At 59.2% G+C, this 26698-nt stretch carries 25 protein-coding genes; 11 read left to right on the forward strand and 14 right to left on the reverse strand.

Annotation, left to right across the window (positions count from 1 at the left end; genetic code table 11):
- Nucleotide 1: 1 nt before the first annotated feature.
- The 5 genes from cysB to AACY08_RS16575 all read right to left on the reverse strand — a co-directional run bounded on the left by cysB (nucleotide 2) and on the right by AACY08_RS16575 (nucleotide 3909).
- Nucleotides 2-976 (reverse strand): HTH-type transcriptional regulator CysB, encoded by a 975-nt coding sequence (gene cysB / locus AACY08_RS16555; protein WP_339414776.1) that lies wholly within the window; start codon nucleotides 974-976, stop codon nucleotides 2-4.
- A gap of 102 nt (nucleotides 977-1078) precedes the next feature.
- Complete coding sequence (locus tag AACY08_RS16560; protein WP_049709304.1) at nucleotides 1079-1579, reverse strand: universal stress protein; 501 nt, start codon at nucleotides 1577-1579, stop codon at nucleotides 1079-1081.
- Nucleotides 1580-1651: 72 nt separating this feature from the next.
- A complete protein-coding gene (locus AACY08_RS16565) occupies nucleotides 1652-2557 on the reverse strand; it encodes a 5'-nucleotidase (RefSeq protein WP_339470438.1) in 906 nt (301 codons plus the stop codon).
- 15 nt (nucleotides 2558-2572) lie between these two features.
- Nucleotides 2573-3526, reverse strand: a complete 954-nt coding sequence (locus tag AACY08_RS16570) for a putative 2-dehydropantoate 2-reductase (RefSeq protein ID WP_339470439.1) — start codon at nucleotides 3524-3526, stop codon at nucleotides 2573-2575.
- Nucleotides 3523-3909 carry a thioredoxin gene (locus AACY08_RS16575; protein WP_339414780.1) on the reverse strand — a complete coding sequence of 129 codons (387 nt, stop codon included), beginning with the start codon at nucleotides 3907-3909 and terminating at the stop codon, nucleotides 3523-3525. Before AACY08_RS16575 ends, AACY08_RS16570 begins: the two co-directional genes overlap by 4 nt.
- Between AACY08_RS16575 and AACY08_RS16580 the strand changes: the two genes are divergently transcribed.
- Nucleotides 3908-4342, forward strand: coding sequence for a PilZ domain-containing protein (locus tag AACY08_RS16580; protein WP_339470440.1), 435 nt, complete (start codon nucleotides 3908-3910; stop codon nucleotides 4340-4342). The two genes, AACY08_RS16575 and AACY08_RS16580, sit on opposite strands and share 2 nt — an antisense overlap.
- A 131-nt stretch (nucleotides 4343-4473) precedes the next feature.
- Nucleotides 4474-5550: a 3-deoxy-7-phosphoheptulonate synthase gene (locus tag AACY08_RS16585; protein WP_016975370.1), complete on the forward strand. Its 1077-nt coding sequence runs from the start codon at nucleotides 4474-4476 to the stop codon at nucleotides 5548-5550.
- Between the two features lie 64 nt (nucleotides 5551-5614).
- On the opposite strand, the gene AACY08_RS16590 is transcribed toward AACY08_RS16585, so the two are convergent.
- A complete protein-coding gene (locus AACY08_RS16590) occupies nucleotides 5615-5896 on the reverse strand; it encodes a GNAT family N-acetyltransferase (RefSeq protein ID WP_049709309.1) in 282 nt (93 codons plus the stop codon).
- Between the two features lie 611 nt (nucleotides 5897-6507).
- Here AACY08_RS16590 and oprI point away from each other — a divergent pair.
- On the forward strand, nucleotides 6508-6759 hold the full coding sequence (gene oprI / locus AACY08_RS16595) for an outer membrane lipoprotei OprI (RefSeq protein ID WP_003172710.1): 252 nt from the start codon (nucleotides 6508-6510) through the stop codon (nucleotides 6757-6759).
- Nucleotides 6760-6893: 134 nt separating this feature from the next.
- Here oprI and AACY08_RS16600 read toward each other — a convergent pair whose 3' ends face one another.
- The 3 genes from AACY08_RS16600 to AACY08_RS16610 form a co-directional block, all read right to left on the reverse strand.
- Entirely contained in the window at nucleotides 6894-7862 is a 969-nt protein-coding gene (locus tag AACY08_RS16600; protein ID WP_339437445.1) for a L,D-transpeptidase family protein, read from the reverse strand.
- Nucleotides 7863-7934: 72 nt separating this feature from the next.
- The gene (locus AACY08_RS16605; RefSeq protein ID WP_065872740.1) at nucleotides 7935-8228 is read right to left on the reverse strand and encodes a hypothetical protein; all 294 of its coding nucleotides are present in this window, start codon (nucleotides 8226-8228) and stop codon (nucleotides 7935-7937) included.
- A 58-nt stretch (nucleotides 8229-8286) separates the two neighbouring features.
- A complete protein-coding gene (locus AACY08_RS16610; protein ID WP_339470441.1) occupies nucleotides 8287-8892 on the reverse strand; it encodes an arylesterase in 606 nt (201 codons plus the stop codon).
- A 10-nt stretch (nucleotides 8893-8902) separates the two neighbouring features.
- Here AACY08_RS16610 and AACY08_RS16615 point away from each other — a divergent pair, with 10 nt between their 5' ends.
- Nucleotides 8903-9586 (forward strand): ABC transporter ATP-binding protein, encoded by a 684-nt coding sequence (locus AACY08_RS16615; RefSeq protein WP_005786391.1) that lies wholly within the window; start codon nucleotides 8903-8905, stop codon nucleotides 9584-9586.
- Nucleotides 9586-12096: an ABC transporter permease gene (locus AACY08_RS16620; protein ID WP_339470442.1), complete on the forward strand. Its 2511-nt coding sequence runs from the start codon at nucleotides 9586-9588 to the stop codon at nucleotides 12094-12096. The genes AACY08_RS16615 and AACY08_RS16620 overlap by 1 nt, the downstream gene beginning before the upstream one ends.
- 137 nt (nucleotides 12097-12233) lie before the next feature.
- On the opposite strand, the gene greB is transcribed toward AACY08_RS16620, so the two are convergent.
- Together greB and AACY08_RS16630 are read right to left on the reverse strand one after the other, a co-directional pair.
- Nucleotides 12234-12707 (reverse strand): transcription elongation factor GreB, encoded by a 474-nt coding sequence (greB, locus tag AACY08_RS16625; protein WP_192298729.1) that lies wholly within the window; start codon nucleotides 12705-12707, stop codon nucleotides 12234-12236.
- A gap of 112 nt (nucleotides 12708-12819) precedes the next feature.
- A complete protein-coding gene (locus AACY08_RS16630) occupies nucleotides 12820-13803 on the reverse strand; it encodes a hypothetical protein (RefSeq protein ID WP_339470443.1) in 984 nt (327 codons plus the stop codon).
- Between the two features lie 220 nt (nucleotides 13804-14023).
- Here AACY08_RS16630 and AACY08_RS16635 point away from each other — a divergent pair, with 220 nt between their 5' ends.
- Genes AACY08_RS16635 through AACY08_RS16645 form a run of 3 tightly spaced genes read left to right on the forward strand, consistent with a single transcriptional unit; the run spans nucleotide 14024 to nucleotide 17418 of the window.
- Entirely contained in the window at nucleotides 14024-14950 is a 927-nt protein-coding gene (locus AACY08_RS16635; RefSeq protein ID WP_339470444.1) for an ABC transporter ATP-binding protein, read from the forward strand.
- A complete protein-coding gene (locus AACY08_RS16640) occupies nucleotides 14947-15672 on the forward strand; it encodes an ABC transporter permease (RefSeq protein WP_339470445.1) in 726 nt (241 codons plus the stop codon). Before AACY08_RS16635 ends, AACY08_RS16640 begins: the two co-directional genes overlap by 4 nt.
- 15 nt (nucleotides 15673-15687) lie before the next feature.
- Nucleotides 15688-17418 (forward strand): Gldg family protein, encoded by a 1731-nt coding sequence (locus tag AACY08_RS16645; protein WP_339470446.1) that lies wholly within the window; start codon nucleotides 15688-15690, stop codon nucleotides 17416-17418.
- 4 nt (nucleotides 17419-17422) lie between these two features.
- Here AACY08_RS16645 and AACY08_RS16650 read toward each other — a convergent pair whose 3' ends face one another.
- The 3 genes from AACY08_RS16650 to AACY08_RS16660 all read right to left on the reverse strand — a co-directional run bounded on the left by AACY08_RS16650 (nucleotide 17423) and on the right by AACY08_RS16660 (nucleotide 19941).
- On the reverse strand, nucleotides 17423-17731 hold the full coding sequence (locus AACY08_RS16650; protein ID WP_056857201.1) for a hypothetical protein: 309 nt from the start codon (nucleotides 17729-17731) through the stop codon (nucleotides 17423-17425).
- 250 nt (nucleotides 17732-17981) lie between these two features.
- Nucleotides 17982-18416, reverse strand: coding sequence for a DoxX family protein (locus tag AACY08_RS16655; protein WP_339414790.1), 435 nt, complete (start codon nucleotides 18414-18416; stop codon nucleotides 17982-17984).
- Nucleotides 18417-18519: 103 nt separating this feature from the next.
- A complete protein-coding gene (locus AACY08_RS16660; protein ID WP_339470447.1) occupies nucleotides 18520-19941 on the reverse strand; it encodes a transglycosylase SLT domain-containing protein in 1422 nt (473 codons plus the stop codon).
- Nucleotides 19942-20177: 236 nt separating this feature from the next.
- Here AACY08_RS16660 and AACY08_RS16665 point away from each other — a divergent pair, with 236 nt between their 5' ends.
- The 3 genes from AACY08_RS16665 to AACY08_RS16675 all read left to right on the forward strand — a co-directional run.
- On the forward strand, nucleotides 20178-20984 hold the full coding sequence (locus AACY08_RS16665) for a TatD family hydrolase (RefSeq protein ID WP_339427774.1): 807 nt from the start codon (nucleotides 20178-20180) through the stop codon (nucleotides 20982-20984).
- A 96-nt stretch (nucleotides 20985-21080) separates the two neighbouring features.
- Nucleotides 21081-22562, forward strand: coding sequence for a methyl-accepting chemotaxis protein (locus AACY08_RS16670; protein ID WP_339427773.1), 1482 nt, complete (start codon nucleotides 21081-21083; stop codon nucleotides 22560-22562).
- Nucleotides 22563-22760: 198 nt separating this feature from the next.
- Nucleotides 22761-26698, forward strand: a 3938-nt coding sequence (locus AACY08_RS16675; RefSeq protein WP_339470449.1) for a DUF6531 domain-containing protein, incomplete at its 3' end; no start/stop codon positions are given.

The raw sequence follows: 26698 nt of genomic DNA on the forward strand, positions 1-26698 counted from the left end.
CTCAGTGAACGGGCAGTTCAACGCCGTCGAACAGCTCTTCCAGTTCCTGCTTGTTATGGCACTGGATCGCCTTGGCCATGACGTCACGGGTCAGGTGCGGCGCAAACTTCTCGATGAAATCGCACATGAACCCCCGCAGGAAAGTGCCGCGACGGAAACCTATCTTGGTCACACTCGACTCGAACAGCTCGCTCGCATCAAGCACCACCAGGTCTTTATCGAGGGCAGTGTCGACCGCCATCTTGGCGACGATACCGACGCCCAGGCCCAGGCGCACGTAAGTCTTGATCACGTCGGCGTCGGCCGCAGTGAACACCACTTTCGGCGTAAGACCACGATGGCTGAAGGCTTCGTCGAGTTTGGAACGGCCGGTAAAACCGAATACGTAGGTCACGATCGGGTATTCAGCCAGGGCTTCCAGGGTCAGTTTCGGCAGCTTGGCCAACGGGTGACCTTGCGGCACGACCACGCAGCGGTTCCAGCGGTAGCACGGCATCATCACCAGGTCACCGAACAACTCAAGGGCTTCGGTGGCGATAGCGAAATCGACGGTGCCGTCAGCGGCCATCTCGGCGATCTGCATCGGCGACCCCTGGTGCATGTGCAGGGCCACGTCCGGGTACTGCTTGATGAAGTCACGGATCACCGGCGGCAACGCATAACGTGCCTGGGTGTGGGTGGTTGCAATGGACAGGGTACCCTTCTTCTCGTTGGAGAATTCCTGGGCAATCTGCTTGATGCTCTCGACTTTGCGCAGGATCTCGCCAGCGGTGGTGATGATGCGTTCACCGGCCGGGGTAACACGGGTGAGGTGCTTGCCGCTGCGGGCGAACACTTCGACGCCCAACTCATCTTCGAGCAGGCGGATCTGCTTGCTGATACCAGGTTGCGAGGTGTACAGGCTTTGAGCGGTAGCGGAAACGTTGAGGTCGTGGTGCGCCACTTCCCAGATGTAGCGCAGTTGTTGAAGCTTCATATGTGTCCCTCAAAGCAGATAGACGCCACGGGTATCAGCGACGGTATATAACTATATTAAAGGTTTGATGGATAAATCTAGAACTTTTTATTGGTTTACCCATCACGCATCATCACTGCGTCGACGTTGTAACGAAGGCACCAGGTACACCGGCACCGTAGACAACTGCAGCACCCGTGCAGCAGTGCGCCCCAACGGGGTGGCCGCCGCGATCGCGTGGCTATGACTGCCTACAATCAACAAGTCTACGGACAGTTTGCGCAGCTGGTCGAGTATCACCTCGCACGGGTCCCCCTGGATCACCCGCACCGAACGGATCAACTTCAGGTCTTGCTCCCCTTCCCCCAACTCCTCGCGAAAACTGTCCAGTACCCGCTGCTCAATCGTCGCCATCACCGTGGTCAGCCCCTGACTCTGCCATTCACTCAGGGCCTTCTCATCAAGGTAGCTCTGTAACACCGATTCGGCGAACAACCCGATGGGCTCGACCACATGGATCACATACAAATCTGCCTTGAACGTTCGGGCCAGCGCCAGCGCGTGCTGCATCACATAAGGCGCGTACAGACCAAGGTCCGTGGCGTACAGCATCGAACGAATCATAGAACCCCCCCGGAACTGCCAGGATGGCGGAGATGAAATGAGCTTAGCAGTGCCCGGGCGAATACGATTAGCTTAGATCTTCACCTCATTACTGATGCCATGGGGCACATGCCCGGTCGCTACAAACTCCCTGGCTTTCTCGCAATGCCCGGCCTGGTCATCGAAAAACACATCCGCAGCAAACGCCTCCAGAAACGCGGATTTTTCCAGGCCGCCGAGGAACAACGACTCGTCCAGGCGGATATCCCACTCACGCAAGGTGCGAATCACTCGCTCGTGCGACGGCGCCGAGCGCGCGGTGACCAAGGCCGTACGGATCGGGCAGGACTCATCGGGAAACTCGCGCTGCAGCAGGTTGAGCGCCGCCAAAAAACCCTTGAAAGGACCGCCGTGCAAAGGCCGGCGCGCCGACTCGCGCTCATTGGCCTGGAACGCTTCCAACCCACCAGCCTGGTAAACACGCTCCGACTCATCGGAAAACAACACGGCGTCACCGTCGAAGGCGATGCGCAGCTCTTCGCTGGAGGCACGGTTTGGACCGCCGGACAAAATCGTCGCCGCCGCGAAACCGGCATCCAAGGCACTGCGCACATCTTCAGCATGGGTCGACAGAAACAGATGGCAGCCAAACGCCGCCAAATAAGGATAAGGACTACGCCCGCCTACGAAAGCGGCGCGGGAAATATCCAGGCCGTAATGCTGGATCGAGTTGAATACGCGCAGGCCGGTATCGGCACTGTTGCGCGACACCAGCACCACTTCGACCCGGGCACGGTCCAGGCTGGCGTTGAGACTCAGCAGCTTCTTGACCAACGGGAAGGCATCGCCGGTTTCGAGGATTTCTTCTTCGTGTTCGATCTGGTATTTGCGGTAGGCCTCGACGCCCTGAGCGAGGTAGACCTTGTGGCTGTCGCTCAGGTCGAACAGGGCCCGCGACGAGATCGCCAGCACCAGCTTGTCGCCCAATTCCTTTGCCATGGTGTGTCCCCCGACTCAGCGGTTATGCCGATCAATAAAACTCAAGGCCTGGTACAGCGCCTGCATCCGCGGCAGTTCGCAACCGGCAGCTTTTGCCGCTGCGAGTGGCCGCGCATAGATCGCCGCCAGTTCCAGCGGGCGTTTGTGCACGTGGTCGTGGTACATGCTCGGCAGGTAGTCGACCATCGTTTCGGTCATGGCGAACATCTGCTCAGCGTAACTCTTGGGGATTTCATGGCCGCAGGCGTGGGCGCCTTGTACCACTTCGGCCATCAACGCCTGAATCAGCTCGCGGCTGGATTCATCCGCCATCATCGCCGTGGTGCCCGCGCCCAATAACACCGAGAGGCCGTTGTAGGGCACATTCCACACCAACTTATGCCAACGGGCCTGATGCACGTTCGCCATGGCCTGGGACTCGATACCCGCCTTGTGAAACAACGCGGCGCCGGCTTCGACGATCGCCTTTTGGCGGGCTTCATCATTGGCCGCCGAGCCACTGTGATAACCCAGGTTGACCCGGCCCAACGCCTGATGCTCGATAACGCCGGGGGCAGAACGATGCACGCCGATGTAGCACAGGCCGCCGAGCAAATGCAGCGATGCGGACAGGTGCTCGCGCAGGCTGTCTTCCACATCGAGGCCATTTTGCAGCAACACCACCTTGGCATCCGGCGCCGCAACCTGGGCGATGGTCGGGGCCAGGTCGACGTTGCCGGTGGACTTGGTGCCCACCAGAAGCCAGTCGCACGCTGGCATATCGGCAGCCCGGGCGTAGGCCTGCACCGGGTGCAGGTGCAAGGGGCCATGCACGCTGCTGTTAAGGTGAAGGCCGGTCTCGCTGACCGCTGCGTACTCACTGCGCAACAGGAAGTGCACATCAAAACCGGCGCGTGCCAGCATCAAACCGTAGAAACCACCGATGGCGCCGGTGCCGATGATGCCAATGCGGGTTGATTGTGCGGTCATGGCAGATCCTCTGGAGTGCGGGTAAGCGCATGTTTTATAGAGTCAGCAAGGTCAGAAGGTGTAAGACGCGTCTGTAATTGCCCGAGGAATTGACCCTCGCACACCACGAACAACGCCGGCAAATGAAAGATCTGGTAGCGTTCGACCGCACCGCCGTTGTGCCCGGCATCCACCCAGCACACCCGGTCCAGCGGCAACGTCCAGCCTGGCAATTGCTGGCGCGCCCAACGACAACTGGAACACCCTACGCTTGTGAACACGACAAGCGAAATACCTGGCAATCCCAGCAATTGCTGGTCAATATCCAGGTCGGTCAATTCCAGTTCCTTCACTATACTGCTGCTGCCGCCGTCAACTGGACGGTACTCGGAGTCCGTGTACATGGGTCGTTTTTTACCTCACCCTGATGATGTCGCTGTCGAGTTAATCCAACGCCCCTCTCCTGCCATCCCCCGCCAACGCCTGCACACTATCGGCCTGGGCGGTGTGGCCTGCCATTGGCCACGCGCCTGGCGCGAAGGCACGGCGGTTGATCTGCACATCCCTTCCCTGGGCGCCAGCGCGCGTTATCCAGGCTATGTGGCGTGGTGCCGCAAGGTGGAAAACGGCTACCGCGTCGGCGTCTCGTTTACCGATGAACATGCGCTGTTCGGTGCGCGAATGGGTGAGCAAGCATGCCGGATAGAGCGCTATTGCCGCCAGCACGACAACGCAGAACCCACCGCCCAGCAATTCGAAGCACTGGCCCGCGAGTGGGTATCGCGCCATGCCTGTGAGTTCTCCCATGAAGCGTTTATGGCGCCAACGCTGGATTAAAGCGGGCTTTGCCCATTGTCGCGGGCCGGTGTTACGCGCTAAGGTTCCCTCCCCCTGCATCCAAATCATGCTGTGCTCCGCCGCACGGGGATGGCTGGCGGCCGGCACCCGTGACCCTGACGAGTAACACGATGGCTGATTTACCGATCAATGACCTAAACGTCGAATCCAACGAGACCCTGATCACACCTGATCAGCTCAAGCGCGAAATCCCTTTGAGCGACGCTGCCCTGCAGACCGTCACCAAGGGCCGCGAAGTCATCCGTGACATTCTCGACGGCACCGACCACCGCCTGTTCGTCGTCATCGGGCCCTGCTCGATCCATGACCTCAAGGCTGCCCACGAGTACGCCGAGCGCCTCAAAGTACTGGCGGCGGAAGTGTCCGACACCCTGTACCTGGTGATGCGCGTCTATTTCGAAAAACCGCGTACCACCGTCGGCTGGAAAGGCTTGATCAACGATCCGTACCTGGACGACTCGTTCAAGATCCAGGATGGCCTGCACATCGGTCGTCAATTGCTGCTGGACCTGGCTGAAATGGGCCTGCCCACCGCCACTGAAGCCCTGGACCCGATCTCCCCGCAGTACCTGCAGGACCTGATCAGCTGGTCGGCCATCGGCGCACGCACCACTGAATCCCAGACTCACCGAGAAATGGCGTCCGGCCTTTCCTCGGCCGTGGGCTTCAAGAACGGCACCGACGGTGGCCTGACCGTGGCGATCAACGCGCTGCAATCGGTCTCCAGTCCGCACCGCTTCCTGGGTATCAACCAGGAAGGTGGCGTGTCCATCGTCACCACCAAGGGCAACGCCTACGGCCACGTGGTGCTGCGCGGCGGCAACGGCAAGCCCAACTATGATTCGGTCAGCGTTGCGCTGTGCGAACAGGCGCTGAACAAGGCCAAGATCAAGCCGAACATCATGGTCGACTGCAGCCACGCCAACTCCAACAAGGACCCGGCCCTGCAACCACTGGTGATGGAAAACGTCGCCAACCAGATCCTCGAAGGCAACCAGTCCATCATCGGCCTGATGGTCGAGAGCCACCTGAACTGGGGTTGCCAGGCGATTCCAAAAGACCTGGCCGACTTGCAATATGGCGTTTCGATCACTGATGCCTGCATCGATTGGGCCGCCACTGAAAACACCCTGCGCAGCATGCACGCCAAGCTCAAGGACGTATTGCCGAAACGCAAACGCACCTGACACAACACTGCGCACACAAAAACGCCGGGCTGAGCCCGGCGTTTTTTATGGTGCTATTTATGCCTTACAGCTTCGCGGCATGGCGCTGGTGGCGCTCCATGTAGCGTTCGACGTATGAGCAGGACGGGATCACCGTATAGCCTGCCTGTTCGGCGAACTTCAAGGCTTCCTCGGTCAATGCCGCCGCAATACCACGGCCCCGCAGTGCGTTGGGCACGAAGGTCCGATAGATATCCAGGGTCTGTTTGCCGAGGTCCATGTAGGTCAGATAGGCACGATGACCGTCCACATTGGTCTCGAACTGATGACCAGCCTGGTCATGGTGGATGGACAACGCCTCGCTCATCACTACTCCTCGCGGGTCTTGGTTTCTGACCCTACCTTACCGATGTTTTTCCGGCGAAGGAACATCTACGCCACCCCGTGCCGGTTCCGACAACGAGAAAACCCTGAGCGCTCACAACCAGCACGCAGGAAATAGTAGGCACCAATCCTGAGATTGCTCAAGGCGCACCTGCCATCCCCTGCCGCTGGTAGATATAGAAAGGGCCTCGATCAACCGATGATCGAAAGCCTGTACATTGCCGGCAGTTGAACCTTGAGACGAACAGGCGCTCTTAAAGTCACCTCTACATGCGCAAAAGATGCCGGGCAACGCAAAGCCGTGCTGAACGAAAGTGTCAGCTGTATATATAAATTTTCATCTATTTACAGCGCTTAACACATGCCGGCCGGCCTTTCCAGCCTGGATCCAATTGTCGCCTGATTGAAAAAAATTGGACGCTTTTTATACAAACCTTCAAAAGGTTAGCCAAAATAGATTCGGCACGAGAATTTTTTTTGCTTCTTGCGCTACGTCAGTTTACTTACTACAAGTAATGGGTAGTATGTACGCCGGCTATTAGCTCACTCTGGGCGAACTAGCCATCTAATAGAAAGTCCTTGAAGGGGAACACGATGAACAACGTTCTGAAATTCTCTGCTCTGGCTCTGGCCGCAGTTCTGGCTACCGGTTGCAGCAGCGTCTCCAAAGAAACCGAAGCTCGTCTGACTGCAACTGAAGACGCAGCAGCTCGCTCCCAGGCTCGTGCAGACGAAGCCTACCGTAAAGCTGATGAAGCGCTGGCTGCTGCTCAAAAAGCACAACAGACTGCTGACGAAGCTAACGAGCGCGCACTGCGTATGCTTGAAAAAGCTAGCCGCAAGTAATAATCCTTCGGGGTTGTTATCAAGCCGATCCATTTATGGGTCGGCTTTTTTATTGCCTGGGATGTGTACCTGAATAACGCGCAATAAAAAGCCCGCCGAGGCGCAAGGCCTTGACGGGCTTTTGAACGAACGCCTTATTGCTGCAGGTCGATCGGCGCGCTGGAGGCGATCGGTGCCGGGCCCGGCACACCGATTTCCGTCGGCAAACCGTCTTCCGCCGCGACGACGTCACGCACCTGATCCCAGTTCACTCGAAGTTGATTGGCCAAGTCTTCACGCTTGAGCAAGGCGTTGATCACTGCCGTGTGCTTGTCGACCACCGATGGCGTCCCGTCATCATTCAATGGCGTATGCGCTTCCAGATAGACCTTGCCGCCACTGCGACCGAACTTGTAGGCCTCGCTGATGATGCGCACCGACGTGCCCACCGGCACCATGCCGGCCATCTCCAGCACGTTGTTGTTGAACATACGGAAGCAGCCGTGGCTGGTGCGGGTGCCGATGCCGAACTTCGCGTTGGAGCCGTGGATCAGGTAACCCGGAGTACCCAGGGTAAACTTGAACGGGCCCAAGGGGTTATCCGGGCCGGCCGGGACCACGTTGGGTAGCGGGTCACCGTTGGCGGCGTGCTCGGCCTTGATCGAGGCGGGCGGCGTCCAGGTCGGATTCGGCGTTTTGGCAATGATGCTGGTATGGGCGATAGGCGAACCCCAGCCTTCACGACCAATGCCCAGCGGGAAGGTGTAGACCACGTTCTGGCCCTTGGGGTAGTAGTAGAGCCGGTACTCCGCCAGGTTGATCACAATACCTTCGCGCGGGCCCGGCGGCAGGATGAACCGCGTCGGCAGCACGATCTCGGTGCCCGCCCCCGGCAACCAGGCATCCACGCCCGGGTTGGCCGCGACCATCTCCGAATAGCCCAGGTCATAGGTGGTGCCCAGGTCGGCAAAGGTGTCCTCGTACTTGGCCTTGATCACTTGGACCTGACCGACGATGTCTTCACCCGGCGGTGGCAAGGGCAACTGCAAAGCTGACGCAGAACCGGCCGCACAGAGTGCGGCGAGAGACAGGCAGCAGGTGACGACGGAAAGGCGCGACAACATCCGGAAAATCCTTCGCAGAACGACGGGAGATAAAGATAGATTGTATACGTGAAGCGCGCTTCTAGCTGCCCCTTACAGCTCGAAACGCAGCTCCGGCCAGATCGGCGGCGTGCCACGCTTCTGGGATTCCAGGATCGCACGACACAACGGGCACAGGCGCTGGTCCTGGAAGATCGAGCGATCAACCCGCGACCAACGCGGTTGCGCCGGCAGTAGCGTGCCGCACAGGGTACGATCGATGGTGCCGCCCAGTTCCAGTTGACGCGTCACCAGATGCACCCGCACTTCCTGGCAGGCGAACAGATCCAGCTGCTCGTCCGGCTCGATCAGTTGGTAATTAAACAGGGACCAGGCAGGACGCGACATCAGGGGCTCCAAATCGGGGGGGCGCCACCTTAGCCGAAAGCCTGCCGGTAGAAAAGCGTCAAAGCAGCGGTTTTAGCGTCGGCCAGACATTTTCCAGCAACTTGCCCTGGGCGCCGACGGCCGGGTGCAGTTGATCGGCCTGCATCAGCTCCGGGTGCCCACCCACGCCTTCGAGGAAAAACGGCACCAGCGGGACGTTTTTTTCCTTGGCCAGTGCGCCAAAGACTTCGGCAAATGCCTTTGTGTAGCGCGGGCCATAGTTGGGCGGTAATTGCATCCCCAACAACAACACCTTGGCACCACCGGCCTTGGACTGGTCAATCATCGACGCAAGATTTTGTTTCAATTGCGCCGGGGGTTGTCCACGCAATCCATCATTGCCGCCCAACTCGATCACCACCACGTCTGGCTTATGCTCTGCAAGCGCCGCCGGCAGCCGCGCCAAGCCCCCGGCACTGGTATCCCCGCTGATGGAGGCGTTGATCACTTTATCGTCGAAACCTTCCTGCTTGAGCCGTTGCTCCAGCAGGGCAACCCACCCCTTGCGGGTATCCAGGCCGAAACCGGCACTGATACTATCGCCAACGATCAGGACTGTACCCGCCGCTGCGTTCTGGGCCATGCACATCAAGGCCAGGCCAGCACTCAAAAACCACATTCGCATCGGATTCTCCATGGGCGCAAGCATTCTCACCGCGCGGAACCTTAGCAAAGTGGTTCCCAGCGCGGAAGGTGAACTGACTATCCTGCACGAACTGAGCCTGGAACTGAACAAGGGCGATAGCCTGGCTATCGTCGGCAGCTCCGGTTCCGGCAAATCTACCCTCCTCGGCCTGCTGGCCGGCCTCGACCTGCCCAGCAGCGGCGAAGTCACCCTCGCCGGGCAAGCCTTGAGCACTCTCGACGAAGACCAGCGCGCGCGCATCCGTGCCGAGCACGTAGGGTTCGTGTTCCAGTCCTTCCAACTGCTCGACAGCCTCAACGCGCTGGAGAACGTCATGCTGCCGTTGGAGCTGGACGGCCGCAAAGACGCCCGCGAGCGCGCCCGGCACCTGCTCGAACGTGTCGGCCTGGGCCAGCGCCTGACCCACTCACCACGCCAACTCTCAGGTGGCGAGCAACAACGCGTGGCGATTGCCCGCGCCTTTGCCGCCGAACCGGACGTACTGTTTGCCGACGAGCCTACCGGCAACCTCGACAGCCACACCGGCGAGCGCATCAGCGACCTGCTGTTCGAACTCAATAAAGAGAGCGGCACGACCCTGGTGCTGGTCACCCACGACGAGCGCCTGGCCCACCGTTGCCGACGTCTGATCCGCCTTGAAGCCGGCCTGATGGTCGCGCCCCTGGAGCCTTGATGGCACGTTTGCCGCTGTTGCGCCTATTCAGCCTTGCCATGCGCCAATTGCTGCGCGATGCCCGCGCGGGCGAATTGCGTGTGTTGTTCTTCGCCCTGTTGGTGGCCGTGGCCGCCAGTACCGCCATCGGCTACTTCGGCGCTCGCCTCAATGGCGCCATGTTGTTGCGCGCCACCGAGTTTCTGGGCGCCGACCTGGTGCTGGAAGGCAGCTCGCCGGCCCGCCCCGAGCAAATCCAGTCAGGCACCGAATTGGGCCTCGATCACGCTCGCGTCGTGGAGTTCTCCAGCGTTATAGCCACTGATAACGGCATCCAGCTCTCCAGCATCAAGGCGGTCAACGAGCAGTACCCGCTGCGCGGCGAACTGAAAAGCGCTGCTGCGCCCTTCGGCGAGGAGACCCCTGGCGGCGGGCCCAAACCCGGGGAAGCCTGGGTTGAAGCCCGGCTGCTGACAGCACTGGACCTCAAGGTCGGCGACAGCATTGATGTGGGCATGAAAACCCTGCGCCTGACCCGCGTGCTCACCTATGAGCCGGACCGCGCCGGCAACTTCTACAGCCTTACGCCCAGGGTGATGATCAACCTGGCGGACCTGGACGCCACCGGCGTCGTCCAGCCCGGCAGCCGCGTCAGCTATCGCGAACTGTGGCGCGGGCCACAGGGCAGCACGGTACTGCAAACCTATCGTGACCTGGTCAAGCCAGGACTCGCCGCCAACCAGCGGCTGCAGGATTCACGGGACGGCAACCAACAGATCGGCGGCGCGCTGGGCAAGGCCGAACGCTACCTGAACATGGCCAGCCTGGTCGCGGTGCTGCTGGCCGGTGTGGCCGTGGCGCTGTCGGCCAATCGCTTCGCCACCCGGCGTTTTGACGCCAGTGCCTTGCTGCGCTGCCTGGGATTGTCACGGCGCGAAGCCATGTTGCTGTTCAGTCTGCAACTGAGCGTACTGGGGCTGCTGGCAAGCCTGACCGGCGCCCTGCTCGGCTGGCTGGCGCAGTTTGGCCTGTTCTACTTTCTCCATGACCTGCTGCCGGCGGACGTTCCTCCCGGCGGGCTGTTACCGGCAATTGCGGGCATCGGCACCGGCCTGGTCGCCCTCGCCGGTTTCGCCCTGCCGCCCTTGGCCGCCCTGGGTCGTGTGCCCCCACTAAGGGTATTGCGTCGCGACCTGCTGCCGATTCCTTCCAGCACCTGGATGGTCTACGGTGCAGCATTGTTTGCATTGGGCCTGATCATGTGGCGCCTGAGCCTCGACCTGGTGCTGACCTTCGCCCTGCTGGGCGGTGGCGTGGTGGCTGCGCTGGTCCTCGGCGGCTTGCTCCTGCTGCTGTTGCAAAGCCTGCGCCGCCTGCTGGCACGCGCCTCCCTGCCGTGGCGCCTGGGCCTGGGCCAATTGCTGCGCCACCCGTTGGCGGCGGCCGGTCAATCCCTGGCGTTTGGCCTGATCCTGCTGTCCATGGGCTTGATCGCCCTGCTGCGTGGCGAGTTGCTCGACACCTGGCAAAACCAGCTGCCTAAGGATGCGCCCAACTATTTCGCGTTGAATATCCTGCCGGCCGACAAGGACGCCTTTGGCGCCCGCCTGCTGGAACTGCAAGCGCAATCCGCGCCGCTTTATCCGGTGGTGCCGGGTCGCCTGATCAGTATAAACGGTGAACCGGTACAGGAAATCGTCAGCAAGGACTCAAGCGGCGATCGTGCGGTACAACGCGACCTGAGCCTGACCTGGGCTGCCGACCTGCCACCGGGTAATGCCCTGACGGCGGGCTCATGGTGGTCACAGCCGCCCACCGATGAAATCCCTGGCGTCTCCGTAGAAGCCAAGGTAGCGGAAAGCCTCAAGCTCAAGCTCAATGACCACTTGGTGTTCACGGTGGGCGGCGAAAATCGTGAAGCGCGGGTGACCAGCCTGCGGACCATCAACTGGGATAACTTCCAGCCCAACTTCTTCATGATTTTCCAGCCAGGCACCTTGAAGGACCTGCCGACCACCTACCTGACCAGCTTCTACCTGGCACCCGGGCATGACCAGCAAATCGTCGACCTGTCCCGGGCGTTCCCGGCGGTAACCATCCTGCAGGTCGAGGCGCTGCTGGAGCAGTTGCGCAGCATCCTCGCCCAAGTGACCCTGGCGGTGGAGTACGTGCTGCTGTTTGTCCTGGCAGCGGGGATGGCGGTGTTGTTCTCGGGCCTGCAGGCCACGCTGGACGAACGTATCCGCCAAGGCGCGCTATTACGCGCACTGGGCGCCGAACGCAAGCTGCTGGTCAAGGCCAGGCGTATCGAGTTCGGCTTGCTGGGTGCCGTCAGTGGGCTGTTGGCGGCACTGGGGACTGAACTGGTGACCTTTGTGCTGTACCGCTATGCATTTGACCTGGCCTGGCAGCCTCACCCATGGTTGTTGTTGCTGCCGGTGATTGGCGCCGTGCTGATCGGCGGTGCGGGTGTGTTTGGCACCCGCCGTGCACTGAACGCCAGCCCGCTGACTGTGTTGCGCGAAGGTTGAAGCGCTGTGTGGGAGCGCTTTAGCAACGCGGCGAAGGGATCACCGCGCGGTCTTTGCCAGACCGCAGCGCCGGCATCGCAGCCTCGCTAAAGCTCGACAGCTCTCACATTTGATCTCTAGTGTTTTCGCAGCCCCGCTCACTTCACATACTCGATCCCGGTGATCCACCAGCACACTTCACCACTCGGGGTCTGCACGAGGGCCTCGTCGTCTACTTCCTTGCGCAGCAGCGCACGGGCCATGGGTGAGTCGATGGAGATGTAGTCCATCCGATCATAGATCTCGTCATAGCCGACGATACGAAAACGCTTGGTCTCACCCTGTTCGTTTTCGATGTCCACCCAGGCGCCAAAAAACACCTTGCCCTCCTGCTCGGGCATGTACTCCACCACACGCATGTCTTCCAGGCGCTTGCGCAGGTAGCGCACGCGACGGTCGATCTCGCGCAGCAACTTCTTGTTGTACTGGTAATCGGCGTTTTCGCTACGGTCCCCCAGCGAGGCCGCCCACGTCACTTTGCGCGTGGTGTCCGGGCGCTTCTCACGCCAGAGGTAATCCAGCTCCTTCTTCAGCGCTTCATGGCCTTCTTTGGTAATCAGCTTGGTACTCAAACGCTTGCATCCCCAGGCAATGTCCATAGGTGCCGATACGCCTGAGTTTCAGCCCCGGCGTTGGCTGGCTGGCGTTGATGATAAATGAACCCGGGAAAGTAGCCAGGCCAGTCTAGCTATCCAACGCCCGATCCAGCTCAAGCAGCATGCCTCTCAGGCTTTGCCGCAGGCCCGCCACCTGCGACGTCATCACCTTCAGGGCTTCGGTCCTCTGGCTGACCGCAAGCGACTGATCATGCAATTGAGCGGTGCGTTGTTCCAGTTCTCGAACCTTCTCGTCCAACTGGCTTTGCCCCTGCTGCAACCGCGCCTGCCATTGCTCAAGTGCCGTCTCCTGCTCGATTGCCGCGAGTTTTTGCTGGGTCAGCTCCTGGGCGACACGGGCAAGGTTGGTCAACGTACTGTCCACTTCGAACAACGTACTGTGGTCACCTGACGCAGGGGGTTGCGGTTGTGCCGGCGCAACGGGTGCCCGTGGGATTGCAGGTGGCGGCGGCGCCATGACCACGGGCGTTTCGACGGAAGCTGGCAGGGGCTCCTCAACCAGATGTTCATGCATCGGCCGGGGTGGCTCTGAGGGGCCTGCCCCTTTGGCCGGGGAGCTCATTTGCGACGAAAAACGAATGGACGGCACGATCAATGAAGCACTCTCGATAGCCGGCAGTGTCGATGCCGACATGCCCAGGGTGATCACTTTCATCACCAGCGCTTTCTTGATGATCACCGAGTGATGATCCTCGGGCCTGGCGGGCGGCAGCTTGCAACCTTTCAAATCAACAAAATGATAGGGCACCTGGGTCTCAGTAACGCCGCCCGCCTTAACCCCCGAAGCGGCCAATGTCAGTATTTGCTTAAAAACATGTAAGGCCACCTGCAAATCTTCCTTGGACTCGACCCCGCCCAGGAAATACCGATCAAGTTTCTTACGCAAGGCCGCGATATAGACCCTGGAACTTCCCGGCTCTACCTCCTCATCCAAACTGTAAACAAGAAAGTTGCACGCCGTCTGACCTACAGCAAACCCACAGAGCAGCGCACCGTTAACCGGAGCATCTTGACCGTCGCGTTCAAGCACAAGGGTACGTAGCAGCATCATGGCATTCAGGCCTCATTATGCGGGGCAGAAAGTTTACATAAACAACAAATAAACATTTGAAAATTTGACGCTTTTAAAACACAACACATTGTTTCAGTGGCTTGACTGCCCCGCACGTAGGACTTGTCTTATTAATAGTTATCGGCGTTCCCAAAAACGGTCATTACCCGTACCCTTTTTTCACGCCCCCTACGTCATGCCAAACTTATTCGGTAAAAACATGATCGAAATAAGCAATCTGACAAAACACACGGGTAACACAACTCTAATAAGCGACTTTTCATTTAGCGCCCCGTCACAAGAATGCCTGGGTTTATTCGGAGAGGATCATACGGTCAAAACAGCCCTGCTCAATCTAATAGCCGGTTCGACCCAGCCGTCCAGCGGTTATATAAATATCCAGGGCTTCAATACTCAAACCCATGCACTTAAAGCGAGAAAACTCGTCGGCTACCAACTGTCCAAAGACCTCGGCCATCCAACAATGTCCGTCAATACATTCCTTGGTTTTATCGCGGCCGTTCGCGGCCTCCATGGCGCCGAAAAGCGCGCACGGTTGGAACACGTTGTTGCACGACTGGAACTGTTTCCGGTGCTCAATGCCCCCCTCGACGCGCTCTCCATTGCCTGGAAACGCAAAGTCGCTATTGCCCAAGCCATCCTGCATGGTCCAGCCCTGTTACTGCTGGATGAGCCAACGGAAGGGTTCGCACCTGATCAGAAACATACCTTCAGGGCGCTTATCCAATCACTGACGCAAGAAATGACAGTGATCATCGCCTCTCGTCACTGCGATGAATTGTCCCAATGGTGTACACGCGCGTTGGTCATAGCCGGCGGTCGCCTGGTGGCCGATACCCCACTGCCCGATCTACAGCGCGACTCCCGTCACTTCCAGGCCGTCACACTTGCTGCGGACGCCCCGTTGGATCTGCTGGCCCTCGCCGTACTGCCAGGCGTGGCAGGCATCGAAGAGCATCGGCATGCACCCGGCACGGTGACCGTTCTCGCCATGCCGGGGCACACCATCTATCCCCATATCAACACGCTGATTGCCAGTCGTCGCTGGAAAATCAACTCACTGAACCTGGAACCAGGGCGCCTCAATGATGTAGTCCAGCAGTTGAGCCAGGAGGCGTCTCTTTGAAACTATTGCCTGTCATTTTAAAGCGTCAACTTGCCAGCTTTGCCTGCACGCCCAGTATTTACCTGAGCATTGCGACCTTCCTGATGCTGTCAGTGACATTGGGCATGTACGTAAGCTCGTGGCCGGAACAAAACCACAACGACTTGCAGGTCTTTTTTCAGTTCCATCCCTGGCTGTACTTATTGTTGATTCCCGCCCTGGCCACGCAACTATGGTCGGATGAGGCCAATGCAGGTTTTTTCGGCGTGATGAAAACCATGCCCATCACGACACTTGAATGGGTTATCGGGAAATTCCTCGCCGCCTGGCTCGTCGCAGGCACAACGCTGCTCCTGATGTTTCCTCTCGTCATCATTGCCAACTCCTTGGGCAGCGCGGACAACAGCGTTATTGCTTCACAATTTTTAGCGAGTTGGCTGCTCGCGGGCAGCTACCTGTCCGCCGGTTGCTTTATTTGCACATTTGTATGCCAGCGCACTGTCATTTTCGTACTGACCCTTGTCTTGCTGCTGACAGCCAGTGGACTCTCTACTGTATTGGATTCGCTTGAGCACCAAGCCCCGATAGGGTTGATCGACAGCCTGGCCACCCTCAGCCCGGCTTTACGATTCAGCAGTATCGATGATGGAAAACTTACACTTCGCGACACGCTTTACTTCATTAGCATGATCCTCGCCTTTCTCGCTGCGGCGACCGTCACACTCAACTACAAACACAGCTGAGAAGGGAAACCCTTAATGCGGTCCACTCTGCGCACCGGCATGACACTCACCGTCACCTTGTTACTTTTCCTGGCGTTCAATCTGGTTTGGATAGGTAAACTTCCTGATATCCAGTGGGATCTTTCTCAACAAAAAATTCACACTTTATCGTCTTCAGCACAACATCTAGTTGCCACATTGGAAAGCCCCGTCGACCTGTATTACTTCAACTCGAACAACGACGCGAAAAGAAGCTACGCCGTGCAACGCTACAGCAAGCGTATTGAGGAACTGCTCAAGGCGTACGAAAAAACAGCCAATGGCATGATTAACCTGCACCTTATTGAACCTGCACCTTTTTCCGAGGACGCCTACAAAGCGCGGCTATCCGGACTCGACCACACCGCTGGGTTTCTCGGCCTTATCGGCACCCGCGCCGGTCACAGTGTGCGCCGTATTGGTTCCTTCAGCCTCGACCGGGAGCCTTTGCTCGAGTATGAAATCAGCCATCTGCTCTATAAGTTGCAGCACCCGGAGCGCCCGGTCGTTGCACTGCTGTCGGGGCTGGCGATGAACGAAGCTGCAGGTCGGCTGTTGCAGGATCTACGACGTGAATTTGATCTGGTCAACCTGGAGTCGACTGCCGCGCACGTCCCCGAGCGCATAAAAACGCTGATGGTTGTGCACCCACAGGCGTTATCTGAGCGAACCCTGTATGGGATTGAACAATTTGTATTGAGGGGCGGCAGATTGATGATGTTTATTGATCCCTTGAGCGAGCAACGCTCAAACGCTGCCCCTGCCAACACTCGACTGGGCGAATTACTGGCTGCCTGGGGTATCCAGATGCCAGCGGACAAGCTGCTGGCCGACGACCTCTATACGCCTTGGGAAACGCCAGGGGCGCCCACTCAAGTCCGATTGAATCTGCCTCGGCAGGCGATGAACACAAACGATATCAGCACATGGAACCTCAACAGGGTGACGGTATCGAGCAGTGGTGCCCTCTCACGAATCAGTAAAAGTCGCACGACCTTCACCCCTCTCCTGCAAAGCTCCGAGCAATCGGTGCTGCTGGATGCCAATAGTTTCACACGCGCAACCACGGTCGACTCATTGATTGAACAGGCATCGGGCCAAGCGCGACGTCATGTGATAGCCGCACGTATCGAGGGGCCGAGCTATTCTGTCTTTCCAGATGGCCTCAAGGGGCAACCGCCCGGTGTGCAGAAAGCAGCGCAGATACATGTCGTGGTCATTGCTGACACGGACTTGCTTACGGACAAGGTCAGCAATTCGGCACCTGACAGCAACGCGTTGTTTGTCTTGAATACATTGGACCACCTGGCCGCCCCCGACACACTCGCCGCAATTCGCCCTCGCGTGCCGCAGGAACGGGAGCCGACAGTGCTGGAGCGCATGCGCGAGGTCGCGAAGCACGCCTATCGCGCGAAGGCCAGCGACCTGGAACGACGCCTGCAACGAACGGAGCAGGAATGGCAACGGCTGAACCCGTGGTCCACTGCCCTCGGCACCCAGGCGGTGGAGACCACCACCCAGTTGCAAGCCCTCAACAAGGAACGCCTACGCTTGCCCATGGAGCTGCATGCCTTGCAACGCGAAGCCTATGCCCAGGTGCGTCACCTGGAACTGGCGATAAAACTGGTGGTGACCTTTGCCATTCCGCTGACGTTATGCCTGATCGCCTGGGGGGTCTTCAGGGGTCATCGCCGTCGTCGCCTGCACGCTGGCAGCCTGATTCACTGAACGATTAACGTCGGGCGATCAGCCCTTGTCGAGCGATGCGGGTCAATTGGCGGATGACTTCTTCGGCGTCGCCGGCACTGGGGGCCTGGATGACAGCGAGGTCAAAGCTGTTGCTGGCAAAACGCGCAAGGGAATCGCCATCTTCGACAAACTGGATCAGGAACGCTGAGGGTCGGCCAGTGCGGCGCGGCCAACCATCCAAGTAACGCAAGAGCGTAGGCTGGTGCTTGCCGCCAAGGAGAATTTTAGGATTGCGTTGAGTGAGGTCCGCGGTGATCGGGGCCAGGCGTATCAGGGGGCGTAGTGCATTCATCGTGTCGTGTCTCTGCCTCAAAAGTCTGCGGGCAGGTGAGAGGCAACACCGAACCAGCGCTTTAGCGGAATTTCGAAGCATGGAACATGCTTCTGTCGGGACCTATAACGATCACCCATGGCGCCCCGCAATTAGCTGTTTAAATCGGCGCATGAACGGCATCCTAGAGAAGCCGGTGGGGCGGTGTCAACAATCCCGAGCAACGAAAAGGCCCGCACATGGCGGGCCGATTCAAGGTTTTGCAGAACGATCAGTTGGCGATAGCACGGTCGGCAGACAGTTTGCCCGCACCTTCCAACAACACCGCCAGGGTGCCGCCGAGCAAGGCCAGTGCGAACTCATAACCGTTGTTGGCCATGAACAGACCGTTATGGATGTGCACCGAGAAGATCGCCACCAGCGTCAGGATGGTCAAGCCGAGTGCCGCCGGACGCGCCAGCAGACCAACGATCAGTGCCAGGCCAGCGAAGAACTCGGTACCACCCGACAGCAGCGCCATCAGCGTACCCGGCGCCAGGCCGATGCTTTCCATCCACTGGGCAGTGCCCGCCAGGCCATAGCCGCCAAACCAGCCAAAGAGTTTTTGCGAACCGTGGGCGGCGAAGATAATGCCGACAATAATACGCAGGATGGTCAGGCCGTAACCGGCACGGGTGGACAGGACGCTTTTGATCAGTGGGCTCATGGTGATAATCCTTTTCAAAGTAGGGGTTGGTTGGCCGCTATACTAATCAGTTTAAACAATGATAAAAGCTGAAAAAATGCCTGATTAATATCGATGAAATCGATTACTTCCGTGAAACGATTTTCGGCGCTGGCGGTTCCAGGGACTCCCGCTCCCGATCGAACGCCAAATAGTACTTGTTGACGCTATTAACATAGCTGACGCCGCCCATGCCGACTTGCTCCATGGCAATGCGTTCAACCTGGAAGAACCACTGGTTGGGGTTGAGCCCCCGGCGCTTGGCCTCTGTGCGCATGCCCTGCACCCGCTCTGGCCCCATGTTGTACGCCGCCAGCACAAAGGCCATCCGCTCGCGCTCGTTGAGCTTGGGGCTGGCGAAGAACTTGCGGCGGATCATCGCCAGGTAGCGCGCACCCGCCTGCACATTACTGTCTAGACTTTCGATATTGTTGATCCCCACGCGCTGCGCTGCCGAGGGCGTGATCTGCATCAGGCCGGTGGGCCCGCCGCTGTTGCGTGCGCCAGGGTCAAGTGCGGATTCCTTGAAGGCCAGCGCGGCAAGGTTCAACCAATCCATGCCCTGCTCGCGGGCATGTTTTTGCAACACCGGGCGCAATTTTTCCAGGCGCTGGCGGTCGGCGCGGGCCAGCGGGTTACGCACTTGGTAGAGGCGACGGTAGATGCGTTGAAACGCCACATCCTGGTCTGCGGGGGTTCGATAGGTCTTGAGGAAGCGATCAATGCTGGCCCGCAGCATCGAGGCATCCTGGCGCACAAACCAATACTCGTCGCCCGGCTCGCTGATGACCACCTGTTTATCGAAACGCAACTTGGGCAGGATCTTCGACCAGCGCTCGGCAATCGGCTTTTCGACAATGGTGAGGTGGAAAATGCCAGCCTGGACCATCTCCAGCACATCCTCCACCGCCAGGGTCGGGTCAACCCATTCCACCTTGATGGGTGGTCGCTTGTGCAGGGCCAGTTTCTGATTGACCTGGCTGATGGCGTCCGCCGCCGCACTCCCGGTGGTCAGCGCCAGGGTGCGTCCGGACAGCTGCTCAACCTTGGTAAACCGCCGCTCGCCTTTCACACCCACCAGCCATAGCGGGACATCGCTGGCAATCGGATCACTGGTGCTGATCTTGTGCGCAGCCTTTACATCCAGCAGCTCACCGGGCGCCACCAGGTCACCTTCACCACGGGCCAGCGCGCCGAGCAACTGGTCCTTGGCCTTGGGAATGATCTTGAGGTTGATTTCCTGGCCGTTACGGGCATGGCCATTGAGGTATTGCTCGAAGGCGCGCAAACGATGGTATTCCACACCGATGGCCTGACCCTGAACCTCGCCGGAACTGTTACGGCTCTGGTTGACCAATACACGCAGGGTGCGGCTAGAGCGGATCTGCGCCAGGTCGCGCACTTTGCCGGGCTTGGTCACTTCAAGCGGCCCGTCCAGACGCGCAATCGCGGCCATGGGCAGCAGCAGCGTCAGGCACAACATAAGCAACGCCGAGGGTCGGATCATCCGCTCTCCGGAAAAGAATACTGGCCAACGTCCTCGCGAAAAACGAGGCGGTGGGGTCAGAAACAGAGCGCTTTAAGCGCAGGCTTTGCGCGCAACGGTGGTACAGGGCAAGGCGTTCGACCAAGCCCAGTGTCACTTGCGACGTTCAAAGACAGCTATAACTCGTTGTAGTTCTTAGTTTTTCTTATAAATCTACAGCTCTGATATGCTTTCCGGCCGCAGGCGGAGGTAGCACCATGCAACTCATTGATATCGGCGTCAACCTGACCAACCCCAGTTTCGACGAGAAACACCAGGCCGTGCTTGAGCGTGCCTATGCCGCCGGCGTGCAACAATTGGTGCTCACCGGCACCAGCGTCGAGGGCAGCGAACACGCCCTGGAGCTGTGCGTAAAACTCGATGAAAGCGGCCAGCGCCTGTTCAGCACCGCCGGTATTCACCCCCACTCTGCCAGTGACTGGAACGGCGACAGCGCCCAACGCTTGCGCGGTTTGCTCAGCGAAAGCCGCGTGCGAGCAGTGGGTGAATGCGGGCTGGACTTCAACCGGGATTTTTCACCGCGCCCGCAGCAGGAAAAAGTACTGGAAGAACACCTGGCACTGGCCGTCGAGCTGAAACTGCCAGTGTTTCTCCACGAGCGTGACGCCAACGTGCGCCTGCTGGAAATCCTCAAGGACTACCGCGACCAACTCACCGCCGCCGTGGTGCATTGCTTCACCGGCGAACAAACGGCGCTGTTCAGTTATCTCGACCTCGACCTGCACATTGGCATCACCGGCTGGATTTGTGACGAACGCCGTGGGACACACCTGCACCCACTGGTCAGGGAGATTCCCCGTGGCCGTCTGATGCTGGAAAGCGATGCGCCCTACCTGCTGCCACGTACGCTGCGCCCCAAGCCGAAAAATGGCCGAAATGAACCTGCGTATCTGCCGGAAGTGCTGCGCGAAGTCGCCCTGCATCGCAACGAAAGCGTGGAAGATCTGGCCCGGCACAGCACTGCCTGCGCCCGCACCTTTTTCGGGCTGCCTGAAGTGGATTGATGCGGCGCGTTGACCCATGTCAAAACCGGTTTCCTCGATAGCGGCACAATAATGGCACCTTGCCAATGCTGTTTCCGCTATCAGAGAAAACCTTCCATGGGTGCCTGGCTTAGCAATATCTCGCTGAAGTACAAATTCTGGGCCGTCAACGCGGTCGCCTTCATTACCACCCTGTTGCTGGTGCTGTACGCCCTGCAGCTTGAACAACAGGCCCGCAGCAGCGCGTCCCATGCCTCGGCGCAGGCCCAAGCACGGTTGCTCAGCGCCTGGCCGGCTGGCGAAGCGCTGCCCAAGGGCGAGCAATGGCTGACGTTCAAGCGCGGCCAAGTCCCACAAATGGCCGACCAGGACCTGTCAGCCCTGGGTAGCAGCGTTGGCTGGGTCGAACTCAATCACATGCCGTTATTCGGCGAGAACGTACTGATGGGGGCTGAAGTCATCGCCCGCACTGACGGTCAATACGTGGCCGTACTCGCTTACGCGCCAAGCCTGAGCCAGGTGTTCGGCGAACGCTTCGCCAACTATGCGGTGGCGGTATTGATCCTGATGCTCGCGATGCTCGGTGCCTCGCAATTGCTGATCCGCTTCCTGCTCAGCCAACTCAACACCCTCAAGGACGTGATGCTGCACGTTGAGAAAACCGGCGACCTGTCGGCCCGTGTGCCTTTGGCGTGCAAGGACGAAGTCGGCCAGATGGCCAGCGCCTTCAACGCCATGCAAGCGGGCTATCAACGTGTGGTCAACACCGTCGCGCGTACCGCCAAGCAACTCGATGATGGCGCCGCGCGCCTGGCCAGCAGCATGAACGAGGTGCAGCACGGCATGCTCGGCCAGCAGAGCGAAACCGACCAGGCCGCCACCGCCATCAACGAGATGACCGCCACCGTCTACCATATTGCCCAGCACGCCGGCGCCACCCGGGATCTGTCGCAGACCGCCGACACCCTTGCCGGCAGCGGCCGGGAAGTGGTCACCCGCGTACAACGCTCGATTGCCGGCCTGTCGACCGGCGTGCAGCAAACCGCCGAAATGATCCAGAGACTCGCCGAGGACAGCCAGAAAATCAACGGCGTGGTCAGCGTGATCCACAGCATCGCCGAGCAGACCAACCTGCTCGCCCTCAACGCCGCCATCGAAGCGGCCCGCGCCGGCGAAATGGGTCGGGGGTTCGCCGTGGTTGCCGACGAAGTGCGCAACCTCGCCAAACGCGTACAAACCTCCACCGACGAAATCACCCGCATGGTCTCAGCCCTGCAAGCCGGCACCCGCGACGCAGTGGACTTCATGCAGGAAAGCTCGTTCAAGGCCGACGACTGCGTCCAACAAGCCCAGGAAGCCGGCGCCGCCCTCGCCGAAATCACCGGTGCTGTGGCGCAGATGCGCGAAAGCAACACCCAGATCGCCGTCGCCGCGGAACAACAAAGCCACGTCGCCGAAGAGATGAACCGCGCGGTCGTGAGCATTCGTGACGTGACCGAGAACACCGTGCAGCAGACTGTGGACTCGGCGACTACCAGCAATGAACTGGCGGCATTGGCCGGGGAGCTGAGCAAAGCGATTGGGCTGTTGAAGCTGTAGGACTGATCAGCCTGTAATCCCTTGCCTACAACGAAGCCTCGGTTTGCCCGAGGTTTTGGTGAAACTTCCTAGCTATCCCGGCGAATAACGCCGACTTCTTTTCCCTACCAACCTCTCCAAAGTCTCTCGCCTGATCAATCAGCGCGAGGGACCGCCGATGTACTTCTCCGTTAACACCCTGACCCGCTGGACGGCCTCTTGATTCCGGTCATTGGCAAGTTTGTCCTGTCGCCGATGAATGCCAAAGCGCCAGACGTCGAAAGCGTCTTTCGTGACTTTCGGGATTGCCTGAATACTTTTGACGAATGGGCCGAGAGCGTCTGGAGTGGCTCGTCGCTGGAAGTCGAGCAGGTATTCAAGGTGGGGGAAGAGGTTTCTCTCGTCGCTCCGGCGTCCTCCAAAAAAACCAATCGCACGGTTGCCGTCTGCAAAGCCCAGGGCGCGTTGACCTTGGTGCATATGTTCGAGAGCACACGCTTTGTGCCCATCGGCAATACGCCGGTGATGCTACAAGCGATTGCTCCCGATGGCAGCCCGATAGGCGCGCCGATTCATCGAACCATTGGCCCAAGCGGCATTCTTGAAATCAAAGATTGCACCCGCGACCAGCACTACCAAATCACTTTTTATCCCAACGTTTCCAAGGATCACGTCAAGACGCTGTATGCGTCTTATCAGTCGGTGATCGCGGGGCTGGAACGTCGTCTGCGTGATGAATGGAAAACGACATTCAAGCGGCAATGGAGCAGCTTTGCCAATGCCGCGCCGTTAGAGCGCAGCGCGATGCAGGCCGTGGCGTTTTCAACAGGGATTGGCAAGGCGCTCTACAACCTCTGGGACAATTTCACACAGCTATACGACCTGTTGGCGGACCTGAAGACCAACAGCGAGAAGTTGCTGCAGTACATCACCCAAGCCGAGCTGGATGAACTGCTGAAACTGGGCAAAGACGCCATTGCCCACGGCCTGCTGGTGCTTAGCGATGAGCCGCTGTTGTTCATTTATTTGTCAGCGATGGTGGCCTGGATACGCATGCTCCCGCCGCCGCAGATGTACGAACTGCTGGGCGAGATTACCGGCGAGGTGCTGATCAATCTGTTTTTGATCTGGGCGACGCGGGGGATGGGGGTGCAGGTACGCATGGGTGCGCAGGTGCTGGGGCATATCAAGTCCGGGCAGGTGCGTAAGTGGCTGGAGATGCTGGCGGATCAGCTTGTCGGGCCTCGGTTGGAAGCGCATGTCGAAGCGGCCAAGCCGCTGTTACTGGGGGGCGCCGGGACGCCGATCAAGGTGATTCCGGATTTGCCGTTGAAGGCTGGGGATCAGGTGGTTTCCAATCCGGTGACGATGGTTAGGGACAAGCTGGAACAGCGGACGGTGTTGGTGCGGCTGGAGCCTATCGACGACGCGCCTGAGGTTGCAAAAAACCCAGCTGGCGATGCGACGGCTTCTTCGGCTAAGACCGCGACCAATGGCTGCCCGGTGTCGATGGTCACCGGGGAGGAATTGCTGACGCTGACCGATGGTGCGCTCGATGGAATTCTGCCGTTTGAGTGGACACGGTTGTACCGCACCAGTGCGGTGGAAGTGGATTGCGGGCTGGGGTTTGGCTGGAGTCACTCGCTGGCGCATCGGCTCGCGGTTTCAGGTGATTCGGTCGTTTGGACAGACCATGAGAATCGATCGACCACCCTGCCCTTGCCATCTGTTTCTCGGCCAGCAATCACCAATAGCTTGGCTGAAGCGGCGATCTACTTGGGGTCTTTGCCTGATGAATTAGTCCTGTCTCAAGGGTCACGTTTCTACCATTTCTGCGACGGTGTGCTGACAGCGATCAGCGACGCGTATGACAACCGGCTGCGTATTTTCCGTAACTACCTCGGGCAGATTGAGCGGCTGGATAACGGTGTGGGGCGCTCGTTGTTTTTGCGCTATGCGTCGGGCCGCATTGTCGCGGTGGATTACCAAGTTGAACGGGCAGTGGATGACGGTCCGTTTGTCTGGGTGACGGAGCAGAAGGTTGTTTCCTACGCCTATGACGATGCCGGTCGGTTGGTTTCAGCGACTAACGCTGTAGGCGAAAGTGAGGTTTATCGGTACGACGATCAGCACGTCATTCTTGAGCGCGGACTGGCCGGTGGGGCGAGCTTCTTTTGGGAATGGGAACGGTCTGGTAAGGCGGCGCGATGTGTCCGGCATTGGGCGAGCTTTTCGCAGATGGACACGCGGTATGCGTGGGATGACAACGGTCAGGTCACGGTTCATAACGCCGATGGCAGCCAGGAAGTCTACGTGCATGACCAGCGGGCGCGGCTGGTGCAGCGGGTGGATCCGGATGGTGCTGCGCACTTCAAGTCCTACGATAACAAAGGTCGGCTGACGGTTGAGCAGGACCCACTCGGCGCGATCACGGCCTACCAGTACGACGAAGCTGGGCGGTTGGTGGCGCTGTTTCCGGGGGATGACGAGCCGACTTCCTACGAGCATGACAATGGGTTCGTACGGGTTGTAAGGCGGGGTCTGGCGGTCTGGAAATATGAACGTAATGACCAGGGCGACGTTACGCGTAGGACCGATCCAGACGGTCATTCCACGGACTACAGCTACAACAAATATGGGCAACTGACGGGGATTTGGTATCCGGATCACAGTTGTCAGCGGCTGGTCTGGAATGAGCGCGGACAACTGCTTGAAGAACAATGGCCGAATGGCAGTATCAAGCGCTATCGCTATGACGACCTTGGGCGAAAAATCACCCAGGAAGACGAGCACGGCGCGCTTACACAGTTCGAGTGGAACAACGTTGGGCGATTAGTCCAAATCGTCTTGCCGAGCGGTGCCACGCGTAAATATACCTACAACGCTTACGGAAAAATCACCTCCGAACGCGATGAACTGGGGCACGTCACCCGTTACGAATATGCGGACGGCTTGCACCTGATCAGCCGCCGCATCAACGCCGATGGCACCCAGGTCAACTACCGTTACGACAACGCCCGGCTACTGCTGACCGAGATCGAAAACGAAGTCGGCGAAACTTACCGGCTCCAGTACCACAGCAACGGCCTTATCCAGCAGGAAACCGGGTTTGACGGCCAGCGCACCGCCTACGTTTACGACCTCAACGGCAACCTGCAAGAAAAGACCGAACACGGCGACGATGGCAGTCAGCTAGTCACTCGCTACGAGCGCGACCACGCCGGTCGACTCGTAAGAAAAACCCTGCCCGACGGCAACATCGTCGATTACGCCTACGACCGCCAAGGCAACCTCCTCAGCGTCGACGACGGCCACTGGGCGCTGGCCTACGAATACGACCCGCAAAACCGTCTTACCGCTGAGCACCAAGGCTGGGGCACTTTGCGCTATGGCTACGACGCTTGCGGCCAACTCAAAAACCTGCGTTTGCCGGACAACAACCGCCTCACCTTCAATCACGACAAAGGCGGACACCTTTCCACAGTTGAACTGAATGGTGCGGTACTGACCTCACACCTATTCAGCGCCGGCCGCGAGCAGCAACGTGCCCAAGGAAAACTGCTCAGCAGTTACCAACACGACGCCCAAGGGCGCCTGTTCAACCAAGGCATCGCCGATGCCGAAGGCACTGTTTACCGCCGCCACTACGACTACGACAAATCCGGCAACCTCACCCGCCTCATCGATACCCGCAAAGGCGAACACCACTACCACTACGACCCGCTAAGCCGCCTCACCCGCGCCGACCACTCCCAAGGCGAGCAGGAACGTTTCGGCCACGACTCCGCCGGGAACCTGCTCATGCAAGACCGCCCCGGCCCGGACATCGTCGCCGGCAACCGCCTAATGATCCAAGGCGACCGCCATTACGACTACGACGCCTTCGGCAATTTGATCCGTGAACGCCGAGGCAAAGGCCAGCAACTCGTCACCGAATACCGCTACGACTGCCAGCACCGCCTGATCAGTATTAAAAAAACTAACGGCCAAACCGCCAGCTACCGCTACGACCCCTTCGGCCGCCGCATCCGCAAAACCATCGACGGCCTAACCACCGAGTTCTTCTGGCAAGGCGACAAACTCATCGCCGAACACCACGCGGACCGGCACCGCAGCTACCTCTACGAACCGGACAGCTTCCGCCCGTTGGCGCTGCT

The sequence above is a fragment of the Pseudomonas sp. EL_65y_Pfl1_R83 genome, from assembly GCF_963970695.1.
Taxonomy (GTDB): Bacteria; Pseudomonadota; Gammaproteobacteria; order Pseudomonadales; family Pseudomonadaceae; genus Aquipseudomonas; species Aquipseudomonas tritici.

Excerpts from the sequence above, each read along its gene's own strand:
- AACY08_RS16645 (WP_339470446.1), top strand. The coding sequence starts at position 15,688 with ATGCGGTCCACTCTGCGCACCGGCATGACACTCACCGTCACCTTGTTA.
- AACY08_RS16655 (WP_339414790.1), bottom strand. The coding sequence starts at position 18,416 with ATGAGCCCACTGATCAAAAGCGTCCTGTCCACCCGTGCCGGTTACGGC.
- cysB (WP_339414776.1), bottom strand. The coding sequence starts at position 976 with ATGAAGCTTCAACAACTGCGCTACATCTGGGAAGTGGCGCACCACGAC.
- AACY08_RS16660 (WP_339470447.1), bottom strand. The coding sequence starts at position 19,941 with ATGATCCGACCCTCGGCGTTGCTTATGTTGTGCCTGACGCTGCTGCTG.
- AACY08_RS16605 (WP_065872740.1), bottom strand. The coding sequence starts at position 8,228 with ATGTCGCGTCCTGCCTGGTCCCTGTTTAATTACCAACTGATCGAGCCG.
- AACY08_RS16590 (WP_049709309.1), bottom strand. The coding sequence starts at position 5,896 with ATGAGCGAGGCGTTGTCCATCCACCATGACCAGGCTGGTCATCAGTTC.
- AACY08_RS16635 (WP_339470444.1), top strand. The coding sequence starts at position 14,024 with ATGATCGAAATAAGCAATCTGACAAAACACACGGGTAACACAACTCTA.
- AACY08_RS16620 (WP_339470442.1), top strand. The coding sequence starts at position 9,586 with ATGGCACGTTTGCCGCTGTTGCGCCTATTCAGCCTTGCCATGCGCCAA.
- AACY08_RS16565 (WP_339470438.1), bottom strand. The coding sequence starts at position 2,557 with ATGGCAAAGGAATTGGGCGACAAGCTGGTGCTGGCGATCTCGTCGCGG.
- AACY08_RS16600 (WP_339437445.1), bottom strand. The coding sequence starts at position 7,862 with ATGTTGTCGCGCCTTTCCGTCGTCACCTGCTGCCTGTCTCTCGCCGCA.
- AACY08_RS16630 (WP_339470443.1), bottom strand. The coding sequence starts at position 13,803 with ATGATGCTGCTACGTACCCTTGTGCTTGAACGCGACGGTCAAGATGCT.
- AACY08_RS16670 (WP_339427773.1), top strand. The coding sequence starts at position 21,081 with ATGGGTGCCTGGCTTAGCAATATCTCGCTGAAGTACAAATTCTGGGCC.
- AACY08_RS16585 (WP_016975370.1), top strand. The coding sequence starts at position 4,474 with ATGGCTGATTTACCGATCAATGACCTAAACGTCGAATCCAACGAGACC.
- AACY08_RS16615 (WP_005786391.1), top strand. The coding sequence starts at position 8,903 with ATGGGCGCAAGCATTCTCACCGCGCGGAACCTTAGCAAAGTGGTTCCC.
- AACY08_RS16650 (WP_056857201.1), bottom strand. The coding sequence starts at position 17,731 with ATGAATGCACTACGCCCCCTGATACGCCTGGCCCCGATCACCGCGGAC.
- AACY08_RS16560 (WP_049709304.1), bottom strand. The coding sequence starts at position 1,579 with ATGATTCGTTCGATGCTGTACGCCACGGACCTTGGTCTGTACGCGCCT.
- AACY08_RS16575 (WP_339414780.1), bottom strand. The coding sequence starts at position 3,909 with ATGTACACGGACTCCGAGTACCGTCCAGTTGACGGCGGCAGCAGCAGT.
- AACY08_RS16580 (WP_339470440.1), top strand. The coding sequence starts at position 3,908 with ATGGGTCGTTTTTTACCTCACCCTGATGATGTCGCTGTCGAGTTAATC.
- AACY08_RS16665 (WP_339427774.1), top strand. The coding sequence starts at position 20,178 with ATGCAACTCATTGATATCGGCGTCAACCTGACCAACCCCAGTTTCGAC.
- AACY08_RS16570 (WP_339470439.1), bottom strand. The coding sequence starts at position 3,526 with ATGACCGCACAATCAACCCGCATTGGCATCATCGGCACCGGCGCCATC.
- oprI (WP_003172710.1), top strand. The coding sequence starts at position 6,508 with ATGAACAACGTTCTGAAATTCTCTGCTCTGGCTCTGGCCGCAGTTCTG.
- AACY08_RS16610 (WP_339470441.1), bottom strand. The coding sequence starts at position 8,892 with ATGCGAATGTGGTTTTTGAGTGCTGGCCTGGCCTTGATGTGCATGGCC.